This is a genomic window from Serratia oryzae (assembly GCF_001976145.1).
In the GTDB taxonomy this organism is placed as follows: Bacteria; Pseudomonadota; Gammaproteobacteria; order Enterobacterales; family Enterobacteriaceae; genus Chania; species Chania oryzae.
Window position 1 is genome coordinate 200,203 of record NZ_MOXD01000007.1, and the last position, 25,281, is coordinate 225,483.

General features: G+C 55.7%; 24 protein-coding genes. 11 read left to right on the plus strand and 13 right to left on the minus strand.

From position 1 onward, the window contains the following. Positions 1–94: 94 nt before the first annotated feature. Positions 95–3,232 carry a multidrug efflux RND transporter permease AcrD gene (gene acrD / locus BMI79_RS14500; protein ID WP_076942845.1) on the minus strand — a complete coding sequence of 1,046 codons (3,138 nt, stop codon included), beginning with the start codon at positions 3,230–3,232 and terminating at the stop codon, positions 95–97. Positions 3,233–3,519: 287 nt separating this feature from the next. Between acrD and BMI79_RS14505 the strand changes: the two genes are divergently transcribed. Continuing rightward, entirely contained in the window at positions 3,520–3,798 is a 279-nt protein-coding gene (locus tag BMI79_RS14505) for a winged helix-turn-helix domain-containing protein (RefSeq protein ID WP_076942846.1), read from the plus strand. 27 nt (positions 3,799–3,825) lie between these two features. Here BMI79_RS14505 and narL read toward each other — a convergent pair whose 3' ends face one another. After that, positions 3,826–4,458, minus strand: a complete 633-nt coding sequence (gene narL / locus BMI79_RS14510) for a two-component system response regulator NarL (RefSeq protein WP_076942847.1) — start codon at positions 4,456–4,458, stop codon at positions 3,826–3,828. A 237-nt stretch (positions 4,459–4,695) separates the two neighbouring features. Beyond that, positions 4,696–6,378 (minus strand): nitrate/nitrite two-component system sensor histidine kinase NarQ, encoded by a 1,683-nt coding sequence (narQ, locus tag BMI79_RS14515; protein WP_076942848.1) that lies wholly within the window; start codon positions 6,376–6,378, stop codon positions 4,696–4,698. Positions 6,379–6,730: 352 nt separating this feature from the next. On the opposite strand from narQ, the gene napF reads away from it, so the two are divergent. The 10 genes from napF (at position 6,731) to BMI79_RS14565 (ending at position 14,092) form a co-directional block, all read left to right on the plus strand. Then, positions 6,731–7,225, plus strand: coding sequence for a ferredoxin-type protein NapF (gene napF, locus BMI79_RS14520; protein ID WP_076942849.1), 495 nt, complete (start codon positions 6,731–6,733; stop codon positions 7,223–7,225). Beyond that, positions 7,218–7,481 carry a chaperone NapD gene (gene napD, locus BMI79_RS14525; RefSeq protein ID WP_076942850.1) on the plus strand — a complete coding sequence of 88 codons (264 nt, stop codon included), beginning with the start codon at positions 7,218–7,220 and terminating at the stop codon, positions 7,479–7,481. The genes napF and napD overlap by 8 nt, the downstream gene beginning before the upstream one ends. Beyond that, a complete protein-coding gene (gene napA / locus BMI79_RS14530) occupies positions 7,478–9,964 on the plus strand; it encodes a nitrate reductase catalytic subunit NapA (RefSeq protein WP_076942851.1) in 2,487 nt (828 codons plus the stop codon). Before napD ends, napA begins: the two co-directional genes overlap by 4 nt. 10 nt (positions 9,965–9,974) lie before the next feature. Further along, positions 9,975–10,727: a ferredoxin-type protein NapG gene (napG, locus tag BMI79_RS14535; protein ID WP_076942852.1), complete on the plus strand. Its 753-nt coding sequence runs from the start codon at positions 9,975–9,977 to the stop codon at positions 10,725–10,727. Continuing rightward, positions 10,727–11,635: a quinol dehydrogenase ferredoxin subunit NapH gene (gene napH, locus BMI79_RS14540; protein WP_076942921.1), complete on the plus strand. Its 909-nt coding sequence runs from the start codon at positions 10,727–10,729 to the stop codon at positions 11,633–11,635. The genes napG and napH overlap by 1 nt, the downstream gene beginning before the upstream one ends. Further along, a complete protein-coding gene (gene napB / locus BMI79_RS14545) occupies positions 11,632–12,081 on the plus strand; it encodes a nitrate reductase cytochrome c-type subunit (RefSeq protein WP_076942853.1) in 450 nt (149 codons plus the stop codon). The genes napH and napB overlap by 4 nt, the downstream gene beginning before the upstream one ends. Positions 12,082–12,092: 11 nt before the next feature. Next, the gene (gene napC / locus BMI79_RS14550) at positions 12,093–12,710 is read left to right on the plus strand and encodes a cytochrome c-type protein NapC (RefSeq protein ID WP_076942854.1); all 618 of its coding nucleotides are present in this window, start codon (positions 12,093–12,095) and stop codon (positions 12,708–12,710) included. A 125-nt stretch (positions 12,711–12,835) separates the two neighbouring features. After that, on the plus strand, positions 12,836–13,411 hold the full coding sequence (nudK, locus tag BMI79_RS14555) for a GDP-mannose pyrophosphatase NudK (RefSeq protein ID WP_076942855.1): 576 nt from the start codon (positions 12,836–12,838) through the stop codon (positions 13,409–13,411). 127 nt (positions 13,412–13,538) lie between these two features. Continuing rightward, the gene (locus tag BMI79_RS14560) at positions 13,539–13,775 is read left to right on the plus strand and encodes a type II toxin-antitoxin system CcdA family antitoxin (RefSeq protein ID WP_076942856.1); all 237 of its coding nucleotides are present in this window, start codon (positions 13,539–13,541) and stop codon (positions 13,773–13,775) included. Between the two features lie 2 nt (positions 13,776–13,777). Then, complete coding sequence (locus BMI79_RS14565) at positions 13,778–14,092, plus strand: CcdB family protein (protein ID WP_076942857.1); 315 nt, start codon at positions 13,778–13,780, stop codon at positions 14,090–14,092. 426 nt (positions 14,093–14,518) lie between these two features. Here the strand turns inward: BMI79_RS14565 and BMI79_RS14570 are convergent, their stop codons facing one another. From BMI79_RS14570 to BMI79_RS14615, 10 genes are all read right to left on the minus strand, one after another. Further along, entirely contained in the window at positions 14,519–15,487 is a 969-nt protein-coding gene (locus BMI79_RS14570) for an isoaspartyl peptidase/L-asparaginase family protein (protein WP_076942858.1), read from the minus strand. 29 nt (positions 15,488–15,516) lie between these two features. After that, positions 15,517–16,485, minus strand: a complete 969-nt coding sequence (locus BMI79_RS14575; RefSeq protein ID WP_076942859.1) for a peptide ABC transporter ATP-binding protein — start codon at positions 16,483–16,485, stop codon at positions 15,517–15,519. Next, the gene (locus BMI79_RS14580) at positions 16,482–17,456 is read right to left on the minus strand and encodes an ABC transporter ATP-binding protein (protein ID WP_076942860.1); all 975 of its coding nucleotides are present in this window, start codon (positions 17,454–17,456) and stop codon (positions 16,482–16,484) included. Before BMI79_RS14580 ends, BMI79_RS14575 begins: the two co-directional genes overlap by 4 nt. A gap of 9 nt (positions 17,457–17,465) precedes the next feature. Continuing rightward, positions 17,466–18,365, minus strand: coding sequence for an ABC transporter permease subunit (locus BMI79_RS14585; RefSeq protein ID WP_208611211.1), 900 nt, complete (start codon positions 18,363–18,365; stop codon positions 17,466–17,468). 39 nt (positions 18,366–18,404) lie between these two features. Continuing rightward, entirely contained in the window at positions 18,405–19,430 is a 1,026-nt protein-coding gene (locus BMI79_RS14590; RefSeq protein ID WP_076942862.1) for an ABC transporter permease subunit, read from the minus strand. Between the two features lie 67 nt (positions 19,431–19,497). Then, positions 19,498–20,244 (minus strand): SDR family NAD(P)-dependent oxidoreductase, encoded by a 747-nt coding sequence (locus BMI79_RS14595; RefSeq protein ID WP_076942863.1) that lies wholly within the window; start codon positions 20,242–20,244, stop codon positions 19,498–19,500. A gap of 3 nt (positions 20,245–20,247) precedes the next feature. Beyond that, positions 20,248–21,324 (minus strand): ketopantoate reductase family protein, encoded by a 1,077-nt coding sequence (locus tag BMI79_RS14600; protein ID WP_076942864.1) that lies wholly within the window; start codon positions 21,322–21,324, stop codon positions 20,248–20,250. After that, complete coding sequence (locus tag BMI79_RS14605; RefSeq protein WP_076942865.1) at positions 21,321–22,022, minus strand: creatininase family protein; 702 nt, start codon at positions 22,020–22,022, stop codon at positions 21,321–21,323. The genes BMI79_RS14600 and BMI79_RS14605 overlap by 4 nt, the downstream gene beginning before the upstream one ends. Before the next feature lie 27 nt (positions 22,023–22,049). Further along, positions 22,050–23,564 (minus strand): carboxypeptidase M32, encoded by a 1,515-nt coding sequence (locus tag BMI79_RS14610; RefSeq protein ID WP_076942866.1) that lies wholly within the window; start codon positions 23,562–23,564, stop codon positions 22,050–22,052. Between the two features lie 96 nt (positions 23,565–23,660). Next, complete coding sequence (locus BMI79_RS14615; protein ID WP_076942867.1) at positions 23,661–25,265, minus strand: ABC transporter substrate-binding protein; 1,605 nt, start codon at positions 25,263–25,265, stop codon at positions 23,661–23,663. Positions 25,266–25,281 lie beyond the last annotated feature (16 nt).

Genomic DNA, 25,281 nt, shown 5'->3' on the forward strand with positions numbered 1-25,281 from the left:
AGTTGATTGGTTTTTTACTTAAAACACCTTGGGTACAAAATAGAGAGAGTAGTAAAGCAGCATCGGTTTTCTGATGCTGCTTTTTTTACGCCGATTATTTATCGGCTGTCTCTGTTGATGGTTGCACCGCACGTTTGCCAGGGAAGCGGCGACGCACCAGAACAAAGAACAGCGGCACGAAGAAGATAGCCAACACCGTAGCGGAGATCATACCGCCCATCACGCCGGTACCGACAGCGTGTTGGCTGCCTGAACCGGCACCTGTACTGATTGTCATCGGCAAAACGCCGAAGATAAAGGCCAGCGAGGTCATCAGAATCGGGCGTAAGCGTATGCGTGAGGCTTCCAGCGTGGAAGCCATCAGATCTTGCCCTTTTTGGTTGAGCTCATTGGCGAATTCGACGATCAGAATGGCGTTCTTGGCGGACAACCCGATAATCGTCAACAACCCTACCTGGAAGTAAACATCGTTCTCCAGCCCGCGCAGCCAGGTTGCCGCCACGGCACCGATCACCCCAAGCGGCACCACCAGCATGACCGAGAACGGAATCGACCAACTTTCATACAGGGCTGCCAGGCACAGGAACACCACCAGCAGCGAGATGGCATACAGCGCCGGGGCCTGCGAGCCCGACAGCCGCTCCTGATAAGACATGGCGGTCCATTCCAGGCCAAAACCGACGGGTAACTGGCTAACGAGTTTTTCCATTTCTTTCATCGCGGTGCCGGTGCTGACGCCCGAAGCGGCTTCACCGACAATCTCGACCGTTGAACTGCCGTTATAGCGCTCCAGGCGCGGTGAGCCATAATTCCAATGCGACGTGGCAAAGGCGGAGAACGGCACCATGCCACCGCTTTTGTTGCGCACATACCATTTGTTAATGTCTTCCGGCAGCATGCGGAACGGTGCCGCTGCCTGCACATACACTTTCTTCACTCGGCCACGATCGACAAAATCGTTCACGTAAGTTGAGCCCCAGGCAGTAGAGAGCGTGCTATTGATGTCGCTAATGGCAAGGCCGAGCGCCTGAGCCTTGCGTTGATCGATATCGATCTGCAACTGCGGGCTGTCGTCCAGGCCGTTATGGCGCACGCGCGATAACAGCGGGTTTTGCCCGGCCAGTTGCAGCAACTGGTTGCGTGCTGCCATCAGTTTTTCGTGGCCTTGGCCCGAATGGTCTTCCAACTGCATATCAAAGCCTGCGGCGTTACCCAAGCCGGTGATCGCCGGCGGGCTACTGGCGATCACCCTGGCTTCATTAATCTTAGCGAAGGCCTTGGTGGCGCGATCGATGATATCGAATGAGCTATTGGCGCCGGACGTACGCTGTTCCCAATCCTTCAGGCGGATAAACATGCGCGCCACGTTCTGCCCGTTTCCCCCTGGCCCAGAACCAATGGTGGAGAATACCGACAGCACGTTATCTTTTTCTTTGCTCTGAAAATAGTGCTCCACTTTTTCCACTACTTTGGTGGTTTGCTGCAGCGTGGAGCCTGTCGGTAGCTGCACCTGCACGGTAAACACGCCACGGTCTTCCTGCGGCAGGAACGAAGTGGGCAATTTCAGGAACAGCAGAGCCATACCGCCGAGTAACAGCAGATAAATCATCAGATAACGGATGCTGTGGTGCAGCACGCGCGCTACACCGCGCTCATAGCGTTCGCTGCTGCGGTTGAACATGCGGTTGAACCAGCCGAAGAAGCCGCGCTTGCCGTGATGATGGCCTTTGGCTAGCGGTTTCAGCAGGGTGGCGCACAGCGCTGGGGTCAGGATCATCGCCACCAGCACCGACAGCACCATGGCAGAAACGATGGTGATCGAAAACTGGCGATAGATGGCACCGGTTGTGCCGCCGAAGAACGCCATCGGAATAAATACCGCCGACAGCACCATGGCGATCCCCACCAACGCGCCCTGGATCTGCCCCATGGATTTGCGCGTTGCTTCGCGCGGGGGCAATCCTTCCTCACTCATCACGCGCTCAACGTTCTCCACGACCACGATGGCATCGTCCACCAGCAGGCCGATCGCCAATACCATGGCGAACATCGTTAACGTGTTAATGCTGTAACCAAAGGCGGAAAGGATGGTAAAGGTGCCCATCAGCACCACCGGAACGGCGATGGTCGGGATCAGCGTCGCGCGGAAGTTCTGCAGGAACAGATACATCACCAGGAATACCAGCACGATGGCTTCCAGCAGGGTTTTCACCACGTCTTTAATCGAGGCTTTAACGAACGGGGTGGTTTCGTAGGCAACCTTCGCCTCCAGCCCTGGCGGGAAATATTGCGCCAGTTCGGCAATTTTGTCTTTGACTAACCGATCGGTTTGCAGCTCGTTAGCGCCGGAGGCTAACTTGATATTCATCCCGGCGGCCTGCTGGCCGTTATAGCGGCTGAGGAAGTTGTAGTTCTCCCCGCCGAGCTCCACGGTGGCCACATCGCCTAGCGTGACCAGTGAACCATCCTGGTTGACGCGCAAAGTGATCTCGCGGAACTGTTCCGGCGTCTGCAACTGGGATTGGGCGTTGATGGTGGCGTTCAGCGCCTGTTTGTCCACAGAGGGTGTTCCCCCTAACTGGCCCACTGCGACTTGGGCGTTCTGCGCACTGATTGCGCTTACGACGTCCTGAGTGGTCATCTGATAGCTGGTGAGCTTGTTCGGATCCAGCCAGATGCGCATCGCGTACTGCGAGCCGTAAACGTCCATGCTGCCAACGCCGTCGATCCGGCTCAGTGGATCCTGCAGGTTGGAGACGATGTAATCGGCAATATCCTGTTTGTCCATGCTGCCATCGGTGGAGACAAAGGCCACCATCATCAGCGTGGTGTCCCCGGATTTGGATACCGATACCCCTTGCTGCTGTACCGCTTGCGGCAAGCGCTTTAGCGCTCCTTGCAGTTGGTTTTGCACCTGCTGCATGGCCTGGTTGGGATCGGTACCGGCCTTGAACGTTAGCGTTACGCTGGCCTGGCCGGTATTGGTGCTTTGCGACGACATATACATCATGTTGTCGAGGCCGGTCATGTTCTGTTCGATAATCTGGGTAACGGTGTTTTCCAGTGTTTGCGCTGAAGCCCCAGGATAGGTGGCACTAATACGCACATTCGGTGGTGCGAGATTCGGGTATTGTTCAACAGGCAAAGAAAAAATCGCCAATGTCCCAGTCAGGCAAAGGATGATTGCCAGCACCCAGGCAAAAATCGGGCGATCGATAAAAAAATTAGCCATGCAGCACGAACCTCATTATGACTTGTTATATTTTTGACAGCGTTAGTTATGCTTATACCCAGAATAATTCGAGTTGCTTGTCGACGACGGTGTGCAACCAGCACCCAAGCAACCTGAAGTATAAAGGGGATATAACGGTCTGGCAGGCTCCAGACGCTATTGCACTTTACTCGCGATACGCAGGGAAAGCGTGGAGAAAAAATGGAGATAGTGTAAATAACAGTGATAACAATGCGTCTCGTAACCGGTTAGAAATCATCAGAAATTGTTTGCAGCAGGAGTTTGGCATGGAAATTAACCCCGTATTTGCCCGTCGCCTTTATCTCTGCTGGCTGATCAGTCACAGTGAGCGGCCTAATGTTCCGCGCCTGATGGAGTTGACTGGCTGGCCGCGTCGTACATTGCAGGATGTGTTAAAAGCCTTACCCGGCTTAGGCGTGGAATTACAGTTTGTTCAGCAGGGCGTGCGTAATAACGACGGTTTCTACCGGCTAGAGAACTGGGGGCCGCTGAATAAAAGTTGGATTAACCAGCATCATCTGGCGCTGCTTGCCGCGATTGAATAAATGCTCCCCCGGCATGCCGGGGATGCATTACTGGCTTTTGTATTCCAGATACAAAACGGTGGCTGCCACGCGTGAACGCACGTTGAGCTTGCGCAGCATGTTGCGGATATGCACTTTCACCGTTTCTTCAGAAATGTGTAACTGCGCGGCCACCTGTTTGTTTGACATGCCACGTGCCACTTCTTGTAACACATCCAGTTCGCGCTCGGTCAGATCGGCAAACGGATCGTGCTGTTCGCTGCGCGATGCAAGGTAGTCGGCTATTGCATCGCTGATCACGTTTTTGCCTTCGGCAGCTTCACGGATATGCTCCAGCAACTGCTCAGGCTCGCTGTCTTTCAGCAGATAACCGTCGGCACCGGCGTCGATCAGGGCATAGACATCGCTGCGCGCATCGGAAACCGTCAGCACGATGATCCGGGCCTCCACATCCTCGTCACGCAAGGCTTTCAGCGTATCCAACCCGGAGAGGCCTTTCATGTTGAGATCGAGCAGGATGAGGTCTGGTGCCAATTGCCCGGCTAGGGTAATGGCTTCATTACCATTGCTGGCTTCCGCCACCACGGTAAACGTCGGGTCGAGCCCCAGCAACTGTTTGATGCCTCGGCGCATCAGTGGGTGATCGTCAACGATCATGACTTTGTAATTTTTTATCACCATGAAACATGCTCCCTGTAGTGAGTAAAACCACACAAGCGCCGGAGAGGGCACTTGGCCGTTAATAATAGAGCGGCGTTTGTACCCGCCACACGTCAAGCTGCTTGGGTGTGGCTGTGCACCATTGCCTACGCGCAACTCGAATTATTGTGGGTATATACCGCAGATATCTTGCTGTTTATAAGGCTAGCTAATATCCCTGCCAAAGGGAAAGTTGGTGAACAATTAATCACCACTTCATTAGGGTGGAAAGGTCAGGCAGACTTCGGTGCCACCCGTTTTGCCACGCCCGATATGTAGCGTTCCCCCCAGGCGCACCGCCCGTTCGTTCATAATCGTCAGGCCGTAGTGGCCTTCGGGTTCGTCCAGGCTGTCGATACCGGAGCCATCATCGCAAATGGTGATCTGGTTATTCCCCTCAGGGGAAAGTTCACAGCGGATCACAATTTCCTGCGCATCGGCGTGTTTGATGGCGTTGAGCACCGCTTCACGCACGATCTGCAACGCATGAACCTGTTGCTGCGCATTCAGCGCCTGCGAGGCAAGCCGACAGTGTAACTGAATCCGCGCGCTGGTCAGAAGTTTTAATGGCTCCAGCACCTGTTTCAGCGCGGCATTCAGATCGGCATCCTGAATACTCAGGCGGAAAGTGGCCAGCAACTCGCGCAGCTGGCGGTAAGCATCGGACAGCGCCTGGTCAAAATCGTCAATAATCTCGTGTGCCGCTGGCGAACTGTTTGCCAGCGTGCGTTTCAGCAAGGTGAGCTGAATGCGCAGGAAGGTCAGAGCCTGAGCCAGTGAATCATGTAACTCGCGGGCAATGGTCGCGCGTTCCTCCATCAGCAGGAACTGCATGTGCTGCTTTTGCGCGCGGTAAAAATAGACACTGCGGCTGAGCATATTCGCCACGCTTTGCATCAGGTGCGGATGGGGCGGTTGCTGCTGCTGTTGCCAACTCAGGCTGCCCAGCGGTTTGTTGTCCTGCATAATCGCCAGAGCATGCCACTCTTGCTCGGCCAGCGGTTCACCGTTGCCGATCTGCCATTGATTGACGTTGTCCTCCACATTCAGCCGAATGCATTGCAGTTGTTCACTGAGGCGTACGATGTGCAGCACTTTCTCAAATGCCCGCTGGTCGAGCTGCCCGGCGTTCAGCGCTTGTGAACAACTGTAGAGCACCTCCAGCGTGCGGTTGGCCTGCTGCAGGCGTTCGGTTTTTTCCCGCACTTTGTGTTCCAGCGATTTATACAGCTTGGCCAGATCGCCGGACATGGCGGTAAAGGTTTGCGACAGCACGCCCAGCTCATTCGGTAACGACACGTCGAGAGGCGGATGGTTGAAATCACGTTGCTGCATGCGCAGGCTGGCATCCACCAAGCGCTTCAGCGGCGTCACGACCTGGCGGCGCATAAAACGGATGCAGAACAGCACCAAGGCGATGATGGCGATATATCCCACAACGCTGACTGTGGCCACAATGCTCAGTTTCTGCTCGGAATAGCGCTGTAATGCCAACACAAAATGGTCAATTTGATCGACGTAACTGGCCACGTTAGCCTGATAGCTTTCCGGGTGCCCGGCGCGAATCTCCGTCTCCAGCGCATGCCAGGACTGGCGCAGCGTCAGGTATTTTTCCCGCACGTCCTTTGGGACGTAAAAACGATCGAGCTTGAGCAACGCAGGGGCTAAAAGTGAGTGCTGATACTGCACCAGCAGCCCATCTAACTGGTTGGAGCCGTTGGTCAGTTTGTAGGCCAAACGATAGCTCTGCATACGCAGGGAGCCAGCAATGTTCACGGCTTCGGCATCACGCAGGCTGTCGACGAGGGTCGTAAGCGCCAACCCGGTAGACAGCACCGAAAGTATCAAGATGCCAACCAGCGCCTTGGCCATGCTGCTTGTCACTGAACGTTTGACGAACACATCAGTCTCCTTGTCTCGAAGGTGGAATTCCCCCATCGTATTTTATTTACCCGCATAAGCATAACCATAACCAAAGCCACCACGGTTTTCTTCAGGCTGCCTGCTTAGCGCTATGTAACTTAATATATATCGCTGGTGCAAAAATTTGCCGATAAAAGCTCCCCAAGGTTTACCAGAGATTGATCTGGCGCAATCAACCTAGTGATTTACCCCTAAAGAGTGATTATGTGCCTTTGACGTTCAGCCTATTTTGTCCATGAGCCCTCTAGGGTTTTGAAACAAAAAAATAACAAAATCACATGATTAATTGTTTTGCACGCAGCGCGTGTTTTTAACGCTAAGGATAAACCGCATGGCCGAATTGTCGCGACGCAGACTGCTCAGCGGACAATGGCGTCAGCATTCTGATGCGATCCGCCCCCCATGGTCGCGCGAAGCTTCTCTCTTTCTTGCCGGTTGCACTCGTTGCCAGGCCTGTATCACTGCCTGTGAAACAGGCGTACTGATCGCTGGCAGCGGTGGTTTTCCTGAGGTTGATTTCCAACGCGCGGAATGCACTTTTTGCCGCCAGTGTGCAACGGCTTGTGAAGCACCGCTGTTTTACCCGCCGCACTATCCGCCTTGGCAGCAAGTCGCGCAATTTACCACAGGCTGCCTGGCGCTACGGGGCGTCGAGTGCCGCAGCTGTCAGGATAGTTGTGAAACGCAGGCAATCCGCTTTCAGCCACAGCTGGGAGGGATAGCCAAACCGACGCTTGAGGCAGCGGCCTGCAACGGCTGTGGGGCTTGTGTAGCCGGTTGTCCGGCTGCGGCGATCGCGATAACCCGGAGTGAAAAGAATGAATAACGAATGGCATGTGAGCGGGTTGATGGTTCAGGCCCGGCCGGAGAAGTTCCCAGGGGTGATCCCAGCGCTGCTGGCCATCCCAGATACGGAAATACCGGCACAGAATCAACAGCAGGGCAAGCTGGTGGTGGTCATGCAGGCCGAGCGCTCTCAGGCGCTGCTGGAAAAAATTGAGTCGGCACGCAATCTGGATGGCGTGCTGGCGGTATCGCTGGTTTATCACCAGCAGGATGAGCAAGGTGAGGTAACGCCATGAAACTCAGTCGTCGAGACTTCATGAAAGCTAATGCTGCCGCTGCAGCTGCTGCAGCAGCCGGGCTGACGATCCCAACGGTCGCACAGGCCGTGGTCGGTGGTGCCGATGAAATCAAATGGGACAAAGCGCCTTGCCGTTTCTGCGGCACCGGCTGCGGCGTGTTGGTGGGTACCCAGAATGGCCGCATTGTGGCTTCGCAGGGCGATCCGGATGCGCCGGTCAACCGTGGCCTGAACTGTATCAAAGGTTACTTCCTGCCAAAAATCATGTACGGCAAAGACCGCCTGACGCAGCCGCTGTTGCGGATGAAAAACGGCCAATACGATAAAGAAGGCGAGTTTACGCCCATCAGTTGGGAGCAGGCTTTTGATCTGATGGCCGAGAAGTTTAAAGCCACCCTGAAAGAGAAGGGGCCAGAAGCGGTAGGCATGTTCGGCTCCGGTCAGTGGACGGTGTGGGAAGGTTACGCGGCTGCCAAGCTGTTCAAGGCCGGTCTGCGCTCCAATAACCTCGATCCGAACGCGCGCCACTGTATGGCTTCGGCGGTGGTAGGCTTTATGCGCACCTTCGGCATGGATGAACCGATGGGCTGCTACGATGATATCGAGCAGGCCGATGCGTTCGTGCTCTGGGGTTCCAATATGGCGGAAATGCACCCGATCCTCTGGTCGCGCATCACCAACCGCCGCTTGGGCAACGACAAGGTCAACGTCTCAGTGCTATCGACCTTTGAACACCGCAGCTTTGAGCTGGCGGATAACGCCATGGTGTTCACCCCGCAGACCGATCTGGCGATCATGAATTACATCGCTAACTACATTATCCAGAACAATGCGGTCGATCAGGAGTTCCTCAAGCAGCACGTCAATATCCGCAAGGGCGCGACCGATATTGGTTACGGCCTGCGCCCGACGCACCCGCTGGAAAAAGCCGCCAAGAATCCGGGCAGCGATGCTTCGGAGCCAATGAGCTTCGACGATTACAAAGCCTTTGTGGCGGAATATACGCTGGATAAAACCGCCGAGATGAGCGGCGTGCCGAAAGATCAACTGGAAGCGCTGGCGAAGCTGTATGCCGATCCCAATGTGAAAGTGGTGTCTTACTGGACCATGGGCTTCAACCAGCATACGCGCGGCGTGTGGGCTAATAACCTGTGCTACAACCTGCACCTGCTGACCGGCAAGATCTCCAAGCCGGGCTGCGGGCCGTTCTCGCTCACCGGCCAACCTTCCGCCTGTGGCACCGCACGTGAAGTGGGCACCTTTGCCCACCGTCTGCCCGCAGACATGGTGGTCACCAACGAAAAACACCGCCAGATCGCCGAACAGAAATGGCAGTTACCGGCGGGCACCATCCCAGAAAAAGTCGGGCTGCACGCGGTGGCGCAGGATCGGGCGCTGAAAGACGGCAAGCTGAATGTTTACTGGACGATGTGCACCAACAACATGCAGGCCGGGCCGAATATTAACGAAGAGCGTATGCCGGGCTGGCGCGATCCGCGCAACTTTATCGTGGTTTCCGATCCGTACCCGACGGTGAGTGCGCTGGCAGCGGATCTGATCCTGCCAACCGCTATGTGGGTCGAGAAAGAAGGGGCTTACGGCAACGCCGAGCGCCGCACCCAGTTCTGGCGTCAGCAGGTGAAAGCGCCGGGTGAGGCGAAATCCGATCTGTGGCAACTGGTGGAATTCGCCAAGCGCTTCAAAGTGGAAGAAGTATGGCCCGCAGAACTGTTGAATCAGAAGCCGGAGTACCGTGGAAAAACCCTGTATGACGTGCTGTTCGCCAACGGCGAAGTCAACAAATACAAGCTGGAAGAGATCCCGGCGGAGCAGTTGAACGACGAAGCGCGAGACTTTGGTTATTACATCCAGAAAGGGTTGTTTGAAGAGTATGCCGGTTTCGGGCGTGGCCATGGTCACGATCTGGCGGCGTTTGATATGTATCACCAGGCGCGTGGTCTGCGCTGGCCGGTGGTCGATGGCAAAGAAACCCTGTGGCGTTACCGTGAAGGCACCGATCCTTATGTGAAGGCGGGCGAAAGCGTGCGTTTCTACGGGAAACCAGACGGCAAAGCGGTGATCTTCGCGCTGCCGTTTGAACCGGCGGCAGAAAGCCCGGATCGGGAATACGATCTGTGGCTGTCGACCGGCCGTGTGCTGGAGCACTGGCATACCGGCTCCATGACGCGCCGCGTGCCAGAACTGCACCGCGCCTTCCCAGAGGCGGTCACCTTTATCCACCCGCTGGATGCCAAAGAGCGCAACCTGCGCCGTGGCGACAAAGTGAAAGTGGTGTCCCGCCGTGGTGAAGTGATCAGCATCGTCGAAACCCGTGGCCGTAACCGCCCGCCGAAAGGCTTGGTCTACATGCCATTCTTCGATGCGGCGCAGTTGGTCAACAACCTGACGCTGGATGCGACCGATCCGCTGTCGAAAGAGACCGATTTCAAGAAGTGCGCGGTGAAACTGGAGAAGGTATAAGGCCAACGCCATGAGCCAGCAACGAGATAAAACCCCGGCGCGGCGGCGCTTCCTGCGCGATGCGGCTCGCAGCGCCGCCGGGTTGGTGGGGATCGCCGCGCTGCTCGGGTTACAGCAGAAGCAGTCGCAGGCGCGCGATGGTTTGGCCTTGCGGCCACCGGGCGCGTTGACGAATGGGGCGTTTGACAGCGCCTGTATCCGCTGTGGCCAGTGCGTGCAGGCGTGCCCCTATCAGACGCTGAAGCTGGCTACGCTGCTTTCGCCGCTGGCGGCGGGAACGCCTTATTTTGTGGCGCGGGACGTTCCTTGCGAGATGTGTGAAGACCTGCCGTGCGTGGTGGCTTGCCCCAGTGGGGCGCTGGATCCGTTATTGACCGATATCGATCAGGCACGGATGGGCCTGGCGGTGCTGCTGGATCATGAAAATTGCCTGAACTGGCAGGGTTTGCGTTGTGACGTCTGTTACCGCGTTTGCCCGCAGATCGATAAGGCCATTACGCTGGATCTGCAGCACAATCAGCGCACCGGCAAACACGCGATGTTCCTGCCCAGGGTTCACAGCGACGCCTGCACCGGCTGCGGCAAGTGCGAACAGGCCTGCGTGTTGGAACAGGCAGCGATCAAGGTGTTGCCGCTGGAACTGGCGCGCGGCCAGTTGGGTGAGCATTACCGCTGGGGTTGGCAGGAAAAACAGCGTGCAGGGCATTCGCTGGTGCCGGAAGGGCTAACCTTGCCGGTACGTGGTGCAAAGGGAGGTGAATGATGGCCAATTCTGTCGCACAGGCCGGGCGTGATGCGCGCTTGCGTCACGGCTGGTGGCGCAGCAACCGCTTCCTGATCCTGCGGCGTAGCAGCCAGCTACTGATCTTGCTGATGTTTCTCTCCGGGCCGCTGTGGGGCGTCTGGATCCTGCGCGGTAACTACAGTGCCAGCCTGTTGCTGGAGACGATCCCGCTCACCGATCCCTTGATGATGCTGGAAAGCCTGTTGGCCGGGCATTGGCCCGCCTGGCTGGTGTGGGTGGGCACCGCAGTGGTGCTGATCTACGGCCTGATCGGCAATCGGGTGTTCTGCGGTTGGGTTTGTCCGTTGAATCCAGTCACCGATCTGGCGGCCTGGCTGCGGCGCAAGCTGGGCCTGCGGCAGTCGGCCAGCCTGCCACGCAGCCTGCGCTACGGCATTCTGATCGCCGTGTTGGTGGGCAGTGCCGTCAGCGGTACGCTGCTGTGGGAATGGTTAAACCCGGTAGCCCTGATGGGCCGGGGGTTGATCCATGGCACCGGCGAGGGGGCGCTGAGCTGGCTGCAAGGCCTGGTGGCCGCCTTTGGTGCCGGGATCTGGCTGATTGTGGCGCTGTTCCTGTTCGATCTGCTGGTGGTTGAGCACGGCTGGTGCGGCCATCTTTGCCCGATGGGGGCGTTATACGGCGTGATTGGTAGCCAGGGTGTGGTGCAGATCAGCGCCGAGCAGCGCGAAAATTGCACCCGCTGTATGGATTGCTTTCATGTTTGCCCGGAACCACAAATTCTACGTGAACCGTTATTGCTGCAAAAAGGCACACCTAAGGTGGCCAGCGATGCCTGTATTGCCTGCGGGCGTTGTATAGACGTCTGTGCAGAAAATGTATTCGAGATTAAGACCAAATTTCATTATTCGGGAGCCAAAAAATGAAAAGCAATGTCCTGAACAAGCCGCTTTCCCTGTGTGGGGCGCTGCTATCGCTGGTTATTGCCAGCTTCGCGTTTGCCGCCAGCGATGTGGATCTTCAGCAGTCGCCAGAGGTTTCCGCCACTGTCGAAGGGCAGATCAAAATGCCGAAACAGCAGGAAAGGATGGCACTGAACTACGTTAACCAGCCGCCGATGATCCCGCACAGCATCGATGGCTACCAGGTGACCAAGAACACTAACCGCTGCTTGCAGTGCCACGGGGTCGAAAGTTATCGCACCACCGGTGCACCGCGCATCAGCCCGACACACTTTATGGACAGCGATGGCAAAGTGCTGGGTGAAGTGGCCCCGCGCCGCTATTTCTGTTTGCAATGTCACGTACCACAAACCGATGCAGCACCGATCATCGGTAACGATTTCAAGCCTATGCCGGGCTTTGGGCAATAAGCGGGGGAGCTATGGCCGAACGTAATAATGAAACACCTGAGAAAAAGGCCGGGCTGATCCGCCGTCTATGGCGCTGGTGGCGCAGGCCGAGCCGTTTGGCATTGGGGACGCTGCTGTTGCTGGGTTTTGTTGCCGGGATTATTTTCTGGGGCGGTTTCAACACTGGCATGGAGGCAGCTAACACTGAGCAATTCTGTATCAGTTGCCATGAAATGCGCGAAAATGTCTACGAAGAGTATATGGAGAGCGTGCATTACACCAATCGCAGCGGCGTGCGTGCCACCTGCCCGGATTGCCACGTCCCGCATGAGTGGGGGCCAAAGATGCTGCGCAAGATTAAGGCCAGCAAGGAACTGTATGCCAAAGCGTTTGGCCTGATCGACACACCGCAGAAGTTTGAGTCGCACCGTTTGGCGATGGCCAGCAACGAGTGGGCGCGCATGAAGGCCAATAACTCACAGGAATGCCGTAACTGCCATAACTTTGAGTATATGGATTTCAACGCGCAGAAAACCGTGGCGGCGAAAATGCATGACAAAGCGATTACCGAAGGCAAAACCTGTATTGATTGCCATAAAGGGATTGCGCATAAGCTGCCGGATATGCGCGAAGTACCGAAAGGTTTTTAAACGATCGGACGTTAAAAACCCCGCCGTGCTGCAAAGCCTGCGGGGTTTTTTGTTGCAAATCCGCCGTGGCTGCGTTTTGCTATTGCCACATGTTGGGATCAGATCGGTTAACGGAAGCCAGGTTTATGTCATCAAAGATTGAAAATATCAGAAAAGAGCTGCTGTCGGACAACTGGTACGTATTGAACAAGTACACCTTTGATTTAAAACGTAAGAATGGCGGTTCTATTGAGCAGGTGCGGGAAGTGTACGATCGTGGCAACGGCGCGACGATTCTGCTGTACAACCGTGCTAAAGGCACCGTGGTGCTGACCAATCAATTCCGTATGCCGACTTACGTTAACGGCAATGCCAGCGGGATGCTGCTGGAAGCCTGCGCCGGGTTGCTGGACGCCGACTCGCCCGAACAGTGCGCCCGCCGCGAAGCGGTGGAAGAAACCGGTTTTCAGGTGGATAAAGTACAGAAAATCTTCGAAGCCTACATGTCGCCGGGCGGGGTGACAGAGATTGTCCATTTCTTTATCGCCGAGTACCAGGATAACGAACGCCATACCGCCGGTGGCGGCATTGAAGATGAAGATATCGAAGTGGTGGAACTGCCGTTCAGCGAAGCGGTAGCGATGATCGCCGATGGCCGCATCAAGGATGGCAAAACCATCATGCTGTTACAGTATCTGCAAATTCATCGAGTGATGGGATAAGGATTGGTTGGCCTGCATTTTATGGTCAGCAGCCTTGGCAATAAGGGATTCTCATCGCTAAGCGTGCTATCATACGTGTATAATACCGTGTAGAGCACACTTAACAGCAGCACAGGGTAGCCGAATCATGACAGCAAAACAACGTAGTACTCAAAGCGTGACAATGACTGTAGAACGGGGGTTATTAAACCGGGCGCGTGATGCTGGCATCAACCTTAGCGCTACCCTAACTGCCGCCCTGGATGCCGAATTGCGCCGACATGCAACGCGAAAATGGCAGGAAGAAAATAGGGAAGCTCTTGAGGCGTTAAATCGTTTCCATGAAGAGCAGGCGTGTTTCAGTGATGAATACAGGACATTTTGACGATGCAATTCACCGTATATAGTAATACAGGGAAAAGCGTCGTTTATCCCCTGCTACTTGATGTAACGAGCGATATCATTGGGCAGTTAAACCGCCGGGTGGTGATCCCGCTGCTACCTGTTGAAAAGTATCCGGGCAGTCATCGTCCGGAGCGAATGATACCCGTTGTCAGGCTGACGGATGGCAAAGAATATGCAGTGATGACTCATGAGCTGGCGAGTATACCCGTTCATGCCTTAGGCGCTGAGTTCTGCGATGCGGCGCAATACCGTACACAGGTAAAAGCTGCAATAGATTTTCTCTTTGACGGAATTTAAAGCCTCTTTGGCAAGCACCATAAAATCAGCCATTTTCTGCTGGAATACCCTATTTGAAGTTTATTTATATCCAAAATAATTCGAGTTGCCTGTAGGGTGAGCCTCAGTGATGAGGCTCATAATCCCTGGGAGCAGCAGCCAACAACACCCAAGCAACTTGAAGTATGGAAGGTATATACCCAAAATAATTCAAGTTGCTTGTAGGCGGCAACTGAACGAAGCCCCAGGAGCTTACTCAAGTAAGTGACTGGGGTGAGTGACAAATCTGCTTGGCAGATTTGAACGCTGCTTGCAGCGGCCCCGAAGGGGCGAGGCCCAGTATGGGCCGAGTAACGCAGCCAACACCCAAGCGACTTGAAGTATGAAGGGTATAGATAACCGCAGCGCCCACCAGACCAACGTATTCAGTGTTGCCGTTTTTATCGCTTACCTGAAAATCGCCGTGACCACCTCTTCCCCGACATACGCATAGCCGCGATACATGCCTTCACTGTTAAAAGCCAGGCTGATATTGCCTTGCGCATCAACGGCAACCAATCCGCCCTCACCGCCGATGGTGGGGAGTTTTTCCATCACCACCTGCTCGGTGGCCTGCGCCAGAGAAAGGCCGGCATAGCGCATCAGGGCACAGACGTCGTAGGCCGTGACCATGCGCATAAACATCTCTCCGGTACCGGTACAGGAAATGGCCGCCGTCTGGTTATCCGCATAGGTTCCCGCACCCAAAATCGGGCTATCGCCAACGCGCCCCGCCTGTTTATTGGTCATGCCGCCCGTGGAGGTTGCCGCCGCCAGGTTGCCGTAGCGATCGAGCGCGACGGCTCCGACGGTACCAAATTTATGTTCTTCAGCGATCGGCGAGGCTTGCTGGGTGAGCGTTTCGGCGCTGTGATCCAAGACCATGCCGCCATGGCCGTTTTTTACCCGGTAAAGCTGCTCGCGCCGGGCATCGGTAGAAAAATAGCTATTATCCACCAGTTCCAACCCCTGCTGACGGGCAAAGTCTTCGGCGCCTGCGCCGACAAACAGTACGTGATCGCTATGCTCCATAATGGCGCGGGCGGCTTGGATCGGGTGCTTGATATGGTTAACGCAAGAGAGTGCCCCGGCTTGCAGATCTGCGCCGTTCATGATCGCCGCATCCAGCTCGTGGGTTTCCGCATGGGTAAAGACCGCGCCTTTCCCGGCGTTGAATAACGGGCAATCTTCCAACAGCGTGACCGCCTGGGTGACGGCGTCGGTGGCGCTGCCACCCTCGGCTAAAATAGCCTGGCCTGCCGCTAACACCGCTTGCAGAGCCGCGTGGTATTCCTGTTCTTTTTGTGCCGTACAACTATGGCGGCTGATAGTGCCTGCTCCACCATGGATCACGATAACGGGCTTGATTGTACTCATTGTATGACCTTGAATGCGTTAGGAATGGATCAGTTAATCCGCTCTACATGGTGGCAGGCCACCTGCGTATTACCGAGCGTCCGTAATTGGGGTTCTTCCTGCTGGCAACGCGCATCGGCAAACGGGCAACGTTTGTGGAAGGCACAGCCAGAAGGGGGATTCAACGGGCTGGGCAACTCCCCCATGATCTTGATTTTGATCTGCCGATCTTCGGGATGGATGGTCGGGGTGGCCGACAGCAGCGCTTTGGTATAAGGGTGCAGCGGTTGCGCATAGAGCGTGGTTTTACTGCTGATTTCGACGGCGCGCCCGAGATACATCACCATGACGTCATTGGCGACATGCTCCACCACGGAAAGGTTGTGGGAAATAAACACGTAGGTGGTATTAAATTCCGCCTGCAAATCCATAAACAGATTCAGCACCTGAGCTTGGATCGAAACATCCAGCGCCGAGGTGGGCTCATCCGCAATCACAATTTTCGGGTTAAGTATCATGGCGCGGGCGATGGCGATCCGTTGCCGCTGCCCGCCGGAAAACATATGCGGGTAGCGGTGGTAATGCTCCGGGCGTAACCCGACTTTGCTCATCATCAGCCGCACCCGTTCCTCGCGCTCTTTGGCATTCAGCGAGGTGTTGATCGCCAGCGGATCGCTGAGCTGCGTGCCGATCTTGCTGCGTGGATTCAATGAGGCATAAGGGTTCTGGAACACCATCTGCACTTTGGCGCGCATCGCTTTGCGCTGGGCGGCCGTGGCGCTGGCGATATCCTGGCCATCAAGCACCAGCGAGCCTGAGGTCGGCGATTCAATTAAGGTTAACTGGCGGGCCAGGGTGGATTTCCCGCAGCCGGACTCACCGACCACGGCCAGGGTTTTGCCGGAGGCCAGCGAAAAGCTGACCCCATTGAGCGCTTTTACGGTATGGCCCTTGCTCAAGAAACCCTGGCCAACCTCATAATGGCGAGTGAGATCGGTGGCTTGTAATATCGTTTTCATGGTTGACCTGACGCATTGAGAGGGAAGTAACACCTGACGGCATAGTTGTCGGTAACGGTGAGTTCTGGGCGCTGGGCGCTGCACTGCTGTTGAACATAAGGGCAGCGCGGGGCCAGTAAACAGCCGATCGGGCGATCAAATTGCCCAGGCACAATCCCCGGCAGGGTAAACAGCCGTTCGGTTCCCTTGCTGTGTTCAGGGATCGACTTCAGCAACGCCTGCGTATACGGGTGGTGTGGACGGCGGAAGATCGCCGGAACGGCGGAGACTTCTGCGATCTGCCCGGCATACATCACTACCGCTTTGTGGGCGATCTCTGCCACCACCGCCAGATCGTGGGTGATCAAGATCAGCGCCATTCCCTGCGTTTTCTGCAGGTTCACCAGCAGCTCCATGATTTGCGCCTGAATGGTGACATCCAGCGCCGTGGTCGGCTCATCGGCGATCAATAACTTCGGCTTACAGGCGATGGCCATGGCGATCGCCACGCGCTGGCTCATTCCCCCCGATAACTGATGGGGGTAGGCCTCTAAACGGCGAGCGGGATCGGGGATCTCCACCAGCGTCATCAGCTCAATGGCGCGATCGCGCAGCGCTGCCCCCTTCAGCCCTTGGTGCAGAGCCAGCACTTCCATAATCTGCCGCCCTACGGTGTAGCTGGGGTTGAGGCATGACATCGGATCCTGAAAAATCATGGCGATGTCTTTGCCGATGATTTTGCGGCGTTCGCGTGCCGACAGGGTTAACATGTCGTGGCCGTCAAACTGCAGGGTGTCTGCGGAAACCCGCCCCTGCTTTTCCAACAGCCCCATCATTGCCATCATGGTGACCGATTTACCCGATCCCGACTCGCCGACAATACCGACGATCTCACCGTGCTCGACGGTTAAATTCACATTTTCAACCGCGCGAAACGGCTTTTTCCGCGCGCCAAAGGCCACGGAGAGATTACGAATATCCAACAGACTCATGCGTTCACCTTATCCTGCTTGCTTCAGTCGAGGATCCAGTGCGTCACGCAGACCATCACCGATCAGATTGATAGACACTACCGACAACAGAATCGTCAGGCCCGGCATGGTGACAATCCACCAGGCGCGCTCCATATATTCACGCGCCGACGCCAGCATGGTGCCCCATTCCGGGTCCGGCGGCTGAATACCCAGCCCGAGGAAGCCCAGTGCGGCAATTTCCAGGATCGCCGAGGAGAAACTCATGGTCATGTGCACAATCAGCGGTGCCATGCAGTTCGGCAGCACGGTGAAGAACATCAGGCGCAGCGTACCGGCTCCGCCAACCCGGGCGGCCGTGACGTAGTCCCGGTTCAGCTCCATCATCACCGACGCCCGCGTCAGGCGGACATAGCCGGGTAACGACGCAATGGCGATGGCGATCATCGCATTGAGCAGGCCCGGGCCGAGAACCGCCATAATGGCGACCGCCAGCAGCAGGGTGGGCATCGACATCATGATGTCCATCAAGCGCATGACGGCGACGCCGATGAAGCGCGGATAAAATGCCGCCAGCAGCCCCAGCATGGCGCCGGGGATCAGGGCGAAAATCACCGCACAGAACCCGATAAACAGCGACAAACGCCCGCCGTACATCAAACGGGAAAGAATGTCGCGCCCGACCTCGTCAGTCCCTAGGGGGAAGGCGGCACTGCCGTGTTCTTGCCACATCGGCGGCTGCATCAGGTGATCGCGGTATTGCGTGATCGGATCATAAGGCGCCAGCCAAGGGGCAAAAACGGCGGCAATCAGCACGATCGCGATGAAACCCAGCGCGATCGAGGCACCGCGGTTCGTTGCAAAGCTCTGGCAGAACTCTTTTAATGGCGAGGGATAGCGGTATGAGAGATCGTCCTGATCCATCGCCATGCCGTTATTTAAAATTGCATTAGACATCATCGGCTCCTGTTAAGCGTGGCGAATACGCGGGTTGACTACGCCGTATAAAATATCCACCAGCACGTTGGTGAGAATGACCAACGTGGCAACCAGCAGAATACCGTTCTGCACCACCTGGTAATCGCGGCGGCCAATCGCCTCGATCAGCCACTTGCCAATGCCGGGCCAGGAGAAAATGGTTTCTGTCATCACCGCACCGCCCAGAAGAGAACTGACGCTCAGGCCGATAATGGTTAACACCGGGATCAAGGCATTGCGCAGGGCGTGGCCAAAAATGACCCGCAACGGCGATAACCCTTTGGCGTAGGCGGTGCGCACATAATCTTCGCGCAGCACCTCCAGCATTGATGAACGAGTCATGCGCGAGACAATTGCCAACGGCACGGTAGCCAGGACGATCGCCGGGAGGATCAGGTGTTTGAGCGCGTTAAGGAAAGCCCCTTGATTGGCATCGGGATCCTGATATTGCGCGATCAGCGTATCGATCAGCATAAAACCGCTGTGGGGTTCGATATCAAAATCCAGATCAATGCGGCCTGATACCGGCGTCCAGCCCAACTGCACCGAAAAGAACATGATCAGGATTAAGCTCCACCAGAAAATCGGCATGGAAAAGCCGGTTAATGACAGGCCCATCACGCCATGATCAAAAATAGAACCACGCTTAACGGCGGCTAATACCCCAATCGGGATGCCGACAATAATGGCCAGAATCATTGCCAGCGTGGCTAATTCCAACGTGGCGGGAAACAGCGTCAGAAACTCATGCAGCACCGACTCATTGGAGGTGAGTGACATGCCTAAATCGCCGTGCAGCAGGCTGCTCAGATAATTGAGATACTGCTGCGGCAGGGGCAAATCCAAGCCGAGTTTTTTCAGCATTTCAGCGTGATAAGCGGGATCCAGGCCGCGTTCGCCCATCATGATTTCCACCGGATCGCCTGGGATCAGATGAACCAGCATAAACGTAATCAAGGTGATCCCGATAAAGCTCGGGATCAGCATCAATAGGCGCTTTATAATAAATTTAACCATCGGAGTACCTATTAAGAGTGCGTAGGTGCGGGGAGCATCCCCCGCGCACCGGGTGAATCTGAACGCGTTACTTGCCACCATCAACGGAGAGTGTCTGGCCCGACACCCAGCCCGCATAAGGGGAGGCAAAGAACAGAACGGCGTGGGCGATATCTTCCGCTTTACCTAAACGGCGCATGGCGATTTGGCTCAAAATCGTCTGCTGTTTAGCTTCGCCAAATTTTTGCCACTGGCGCTCGCTGCTGGGGTTGGAGCGCACAAAGCCGGGGGCAACGCTGTTAACGGTAATACCGAAGGGGCCCAGTTCATGGCCGAGCTGACGGGTCAGGCCAATCTGCGCCGCCTTCGCGGAAGCATAGGCCTGTATCCCGGTCAGGCTGATACCTAGCCCGGCTCCGCTGGAGATATTGATAATGCGGCCATAGTTAGCTGCTTTCATCGCCGGGGCGACGGCCTGGGCGAACCAGAATGTGCTGTCCACGTTAACCTGGAACAGGGCGTGCCACTGCTGCGGGGTAATGGTTTCGAGCGGATGGCCCTCTTGCCCGCGCACCCCGCCGGCACAGTTCACCAGCACGTCCACCTTGCCAACCTCAGTGACAAAGGCCTGCACCTGCGCCTGATCGGTGACATCGACGATGCGCGCCTGTGCCAACGGCCCACACTCTTGCTGGGTGATAGCCAGCGTGTCTGCATCCACATCGCAGATCCACACCTTGCCACCCAGCGCTGCAAAGGCTTTGGCGATCGCGCGGCCAATACCCTGTGCGGCGCCGGTGACGATGATCTGCTGTTCAGAAAAATCAAATTTCATCTGTTACTCCTTGCTCCCGTAATGAGCGACTGGCGGCACCAGGGCGGCAACCCGATCGAGGTTGGCCCAGGATAAAGGCGTGCCCTGTTCGATCTGGTGAATACCGCTAATCACTGCTTGCAACAGTGGGGTGGCAATGCCTAAGCGTTCCGCCTCCTGCACAATCACGCCGAGTTGTTGATCCACCTCGGTTTTACGCTTATGAATGGCGAGATCACGCCAAATGCCGCTGTGGGTTTTGGCCGAGCGCTGGTTGAATGCCACCATCGCATCCATCGAGGCATGGCTTTGCTCTGTAGTGGCCTGGGCGCTGAAGGCGGGGGGATGAAAACCATTGAAGCCTTCCAGCGGAATGTTGGCCGCAGCGGCCACCGCACACACCTCTTTGCCGATAGCGATCAGGACGTTGCGGTAATCAGGATGTGCCAGCACATCGACAATTGACGCGTTGGTCAGCGCAGTGCCGAACAGCAGCGCACCATAACCCAACTTGCCCCATAAATAGCTGAAGATATGCTCCGTTTGCAGTGCATTCGGTTCAAATCGCTGCATCAAATGCAGAATATCGGCCAGGCGAGGGGTTAAAGCGCCTTGCAGTTCACCGATCACCACGGCACCACGCCCGGCGTAATGAATGTGGCCCGGTTCTAAAATGTCGGCACCAAAGTTGATAAAGCAGCCAATGGTGCGTGATTCGCCGACGATGTTGGCAATAATCAGCTCATTCAAACCATTTTGCACCGAGATCACCTCACCATGCTCGGCCAGGTGCGGAGCCAGGCTGCGGCAGGCGGCCTCCGTATGCTGTGCCTTGGTGCAGAGAAAGATGCGCTGATACTGTTGCGGGCTGGCGTTACCTGCGGCGCTTGGCGACCCAAGTTGCTCCGGTAACACCGCACGGGCAGGGACGACAAACTCCTCGATCGGCCCGCTGATGCGTAAACCCTGTTGGTTAATGGCCGCCACATGGGCAGGGTTGTTGTCCACCAGCAGCACATCGAGCCCGGCGCGGATCCAATAGGCAGCCAGGGTGCCGCCCATGGCACCTGCACCCCAGACTAAAATCGGTGATGGATTCATTCCCAAGGCCCCTGCAGAATGGCGCGAGTCTCTTCCACCGCCACTTGCCACATGGCATTTTCCACCTCTGCAGGGCGCTGATACCAGCCACCAAAGTTGCCGTCGCCCAGGTATTCTTTGGCCTGTGCTGCGTTCATCACATGGAAGCGCTGATAATCAATCGGCGCTTTGCGTGCGTCTGGGCAGGGGGCGTCAGCCAACCGCGTCCAGGGTAAATTTTCCATCCAACTGGCGTGGGAAGAGGTGGGATCCACCGAGCGCACGTTGGCCAGGGTATGCGGCGCATTCCACCAGTTGTAGAAGCGCACCTTAACGCCTGGATTACTCAGCATCCATTCTGTGGCGGCGCTGGCGGCCGGTTGATTGCCGCCATGGCCGTTCACCAGCACAATACGTTTGAAACCGGAACGGGCGAGGCTGTCTAAAAGATCGTGGATCACCCGCACATAGGTTTCTACACGCAAAGAGACCGTGCCGGGAAAAGCGGCGAAATAGGGCGTTACGCCAAAAGGGATCGCCGGATAGACCGGAATACCCAAAGGTTCGGCCGCATCTACCGCCACTTTCTCTGCCAGGATCATATCAACGGCCAGGCTCAAATAAGCATGCTGCTCAACGCTGCCTAATGGCACCACGACGCGATCGTCCTGCTGCAGGTAGGATTCGAGCTGCATCCAGTTCATATCTGCAATTTTCATGATTTATCCCTCGGTTAGCCGCGTCGTTTACAGTTGATAAAGCGCGGTGAATTTCTGTTCCAGATAATCAAGATAAGGGGTGGCATCCAGCCCTTTACCGGTGGTGCGCTGTAATAGCTCATGGGGTAAATAAGTGCGGCCATGCTGCAGAATGTTTTCTGTCAGCCAGCCTTTCAGTGGCAGGTAGTTCCCCTGTTCTAACGCCGTGGCTAATGACGGCTGCTGTTGCAGGGCGGCGGCCATAAATTGTGAGCCCATGACGTTGCCGAGGGTGTAAGTGGGGAATGAACCGATCATGCCTTTTGACCAGTGGATATCCTGCAGCACCCCAAGCGTATCCGTGGTGGGTTTAACGCCGAGATAGGCCTGGATTTTTTCAGCCCAAAACGCCGGTAAGTCACTGACTTTCAGGCTGCCTTCAATCAGGCCCATTTCTATTTCAACCCGCAGCATCACGTGGAAATCGTAGGTCAGTTCATCGGCTTCGACGCGGATCAGGCTAGGCTCTGAGCGGTTGATCGCCCGGTGGAACTGCTCGACAGACACATCGTCCAGCACACCGGGGAAGGTGGCCTGTAGCTCGGCATAGTGGTTATGCCAGAACGGCAGAGAGCGGCCCACGCGGTTTTCCCACAGGCGCGACTGCGACTCGTGCACCCCGTAGCTGGTGCCAGCGACCGCATACAGCCCGAACAGATCCAGCGTGAGCGCGGTGCCGCTGAGTTCTGGGGCGACATTCTGCTCATAAATGGCATGTCCTGCCTCATGCAGGGTGCCAAACAGCCCGGCATTGAGAAACTGCGGATTAAACCGGGTCGTGATGCGCACGTCTTCGCGGGTGATAGAGATTTCAAAAGGGTGCGTGGTGGTATCTAAACGGCCACGTTGGAAATCATAGCCAATCTTCCCGGCCAGCTTGGTGGACAGCGCCCGCTGCTGATCGACCGGAAAATGACGATGCAGGAAGGTGTTATCAGGCTTAGGTGCGGCGTGAACGCGTTTTACCAACGGCAATAACCGCGCCTGTAGCTGGGCAAACAGGGCCTTTAACGCTGGGACGGTTAAACCTGGCTCATATTCATGGGTCAGGGCCTCATAAGGGTGATTTTCGTAACCCACCACCTCGGCAAACCGGCGTTTTAAAGCAACAATCTTTTCTAAATAGGGTTGGAACAGGCTGAAGTTATTCTGTTCACGCGCTTGGCGCCACGCCACTTCGGCCACGGCCACTAATTGTGCCTGTTCCACCACTAGGCTGGCAGGGACCTTTTTATAGTGGGCAATCGCCTGTTGTAATGCCTGATGAGAACGTTGCTGATGCAGGGTTAAATTCGGTAATGCTGCTTCATCGGCCAACGCGCTGGCTAATTCGGGAGACAGGATTATGCTCTGTGCCAGGCTGCTCAAGGTGGCAATCTGTTGCCCACGCTGAAGGCTGGCACCGTTTGGCATGCCGGTGCTGGCATCCCAATTTAATAAATTAATCACATTGAGCAGATCGCTGAGACGGGCGATCTGCGCCTTTAATGGCGTCGCGGTCATGATATAAATATATCCTTATATGCACCCACTCTCATTCCCGCTATTGGCATAACGGGAAGAGTGTTGGGGTAATATTGCGGCTTAGGTTATTGCAGATTATTTATTAATATCGGCATCCGCATAGCTATTCAGCGTTAATGGGCTGGCAACAACGCCAGAAACATTTTTACTGGTCGCCAACGCATTCAGCGGGTGGAATAAAGGGATCCACGGCAGGTTTTCCTGGAATATCACCTGAGCCTGCTTATACATTGCAGTACGCTTAGCGACATCCGATTCTGCGCGGGCATCTTTCAGTAATTGATCGAAGGGTTTATCACACCAGCGCGAGAAGTTGCTGCCATCTTCCATGCCTGAACAGGAGAGGTTGTTGGACAGGAAGTTATCCGGATCGCCATTATCAGATGCCCAACCCAATACTACTGAGGTGTGCTCGCCATCACGTGCTCTGCGCAGCAATTCACCCCATTCGATGGTTTTGACATTCACGTTGACCCCGATCTTCTTGAAATCGGCCTGCAGCATCTCTGCGGTTAATTTAGGGTTCGGGTTAGAACCACTGGTGCCCGGGCGCACCCAGATCTCCATATCGAATCCGTTAGGGTGCCCGGCTTCTGCCAGCAGCTTTTTCGCTTTATCGATATTTAATTCCAGCGGCTTAATATCGCTGTTATAGCTCCACTGTGACGGCGGATAAGGGTTGGTCATAGGAGAAGCCGCATTGGCGGTGACCACCTTAATTAAATTAGGACGATCAACGGCCAGCGCTAATGCCTGGCGGACTAATTTATTATCTAACGGCGGCTTTTGGGTATTCACTTGCAAATAAGAACTGGTGAGCGCATTGCCTTTGATCAAATTCAATTTGTCATTGGCTTCGATGGCTGGCCAGTCTTGCGGGCTTGGGTAGAGCATCACATCACACTCACCGGCTTTTAACCGTTGCAAACGCACGGAGGCATCGGGGGCAATGCTGAAAATTAACTGGTCGATCTTCGGCTTGCCACGAAAATAGGTAGGGTTTGCCTCATAACGCACCATCTGATCTTTGCTGTAACGCTTAAACACAAACGGGCCGGTGCCCACTGGCTTAACGTCCATATCGCGCAATTTATTCTCTTTCTCTAATTGCGTGGCATATTCACGAGACAAAATTGAGGTAAAGCCCATCGCCAAATCCGCCAGGAAAGGGGATTCCGGGCGATTTAACTCAATGCGCACGGTATGGTCATCCACGCGCTCAACGGACTTGACCAGCTCCTTGAACCCCATGGCCTGAGCATAAAACCAGCCTTGCGTTGCGGTTTTATACCAAGGGTTACTTGGGTCAATCTGGCGTTGCAGGCTATACACCACGTCGTCGGCATTCATGTTACGCGTCGGCTTGAACCAGGGCATCGTATGAAACTGCACGTCTTTACGCAGATGGAAAGTATAGGTTTTGCCATCTGGGCTGATCTCCCAGCTTTCTGCCAGTGCCGGCCTGAGTTCCGTCGTTCCCGGTTTAAAGTCGACCAGGCGGTTATACAGGGCTTCTGATGAGGCATCTGCTGTGGAGTTAGCATGATACAAGGAGTAGTCGAAGCCGTCTGGGCTGGCTTCGGTACAGACTTTGAGTGTTTTCACCGGATCGGCGGCACTGGCGAGCCCTGCCATCAACAATAAGCTGGCACCGACGCTCAACGTAAATTTTTTTATCATGATAGCCTCCTGGCAA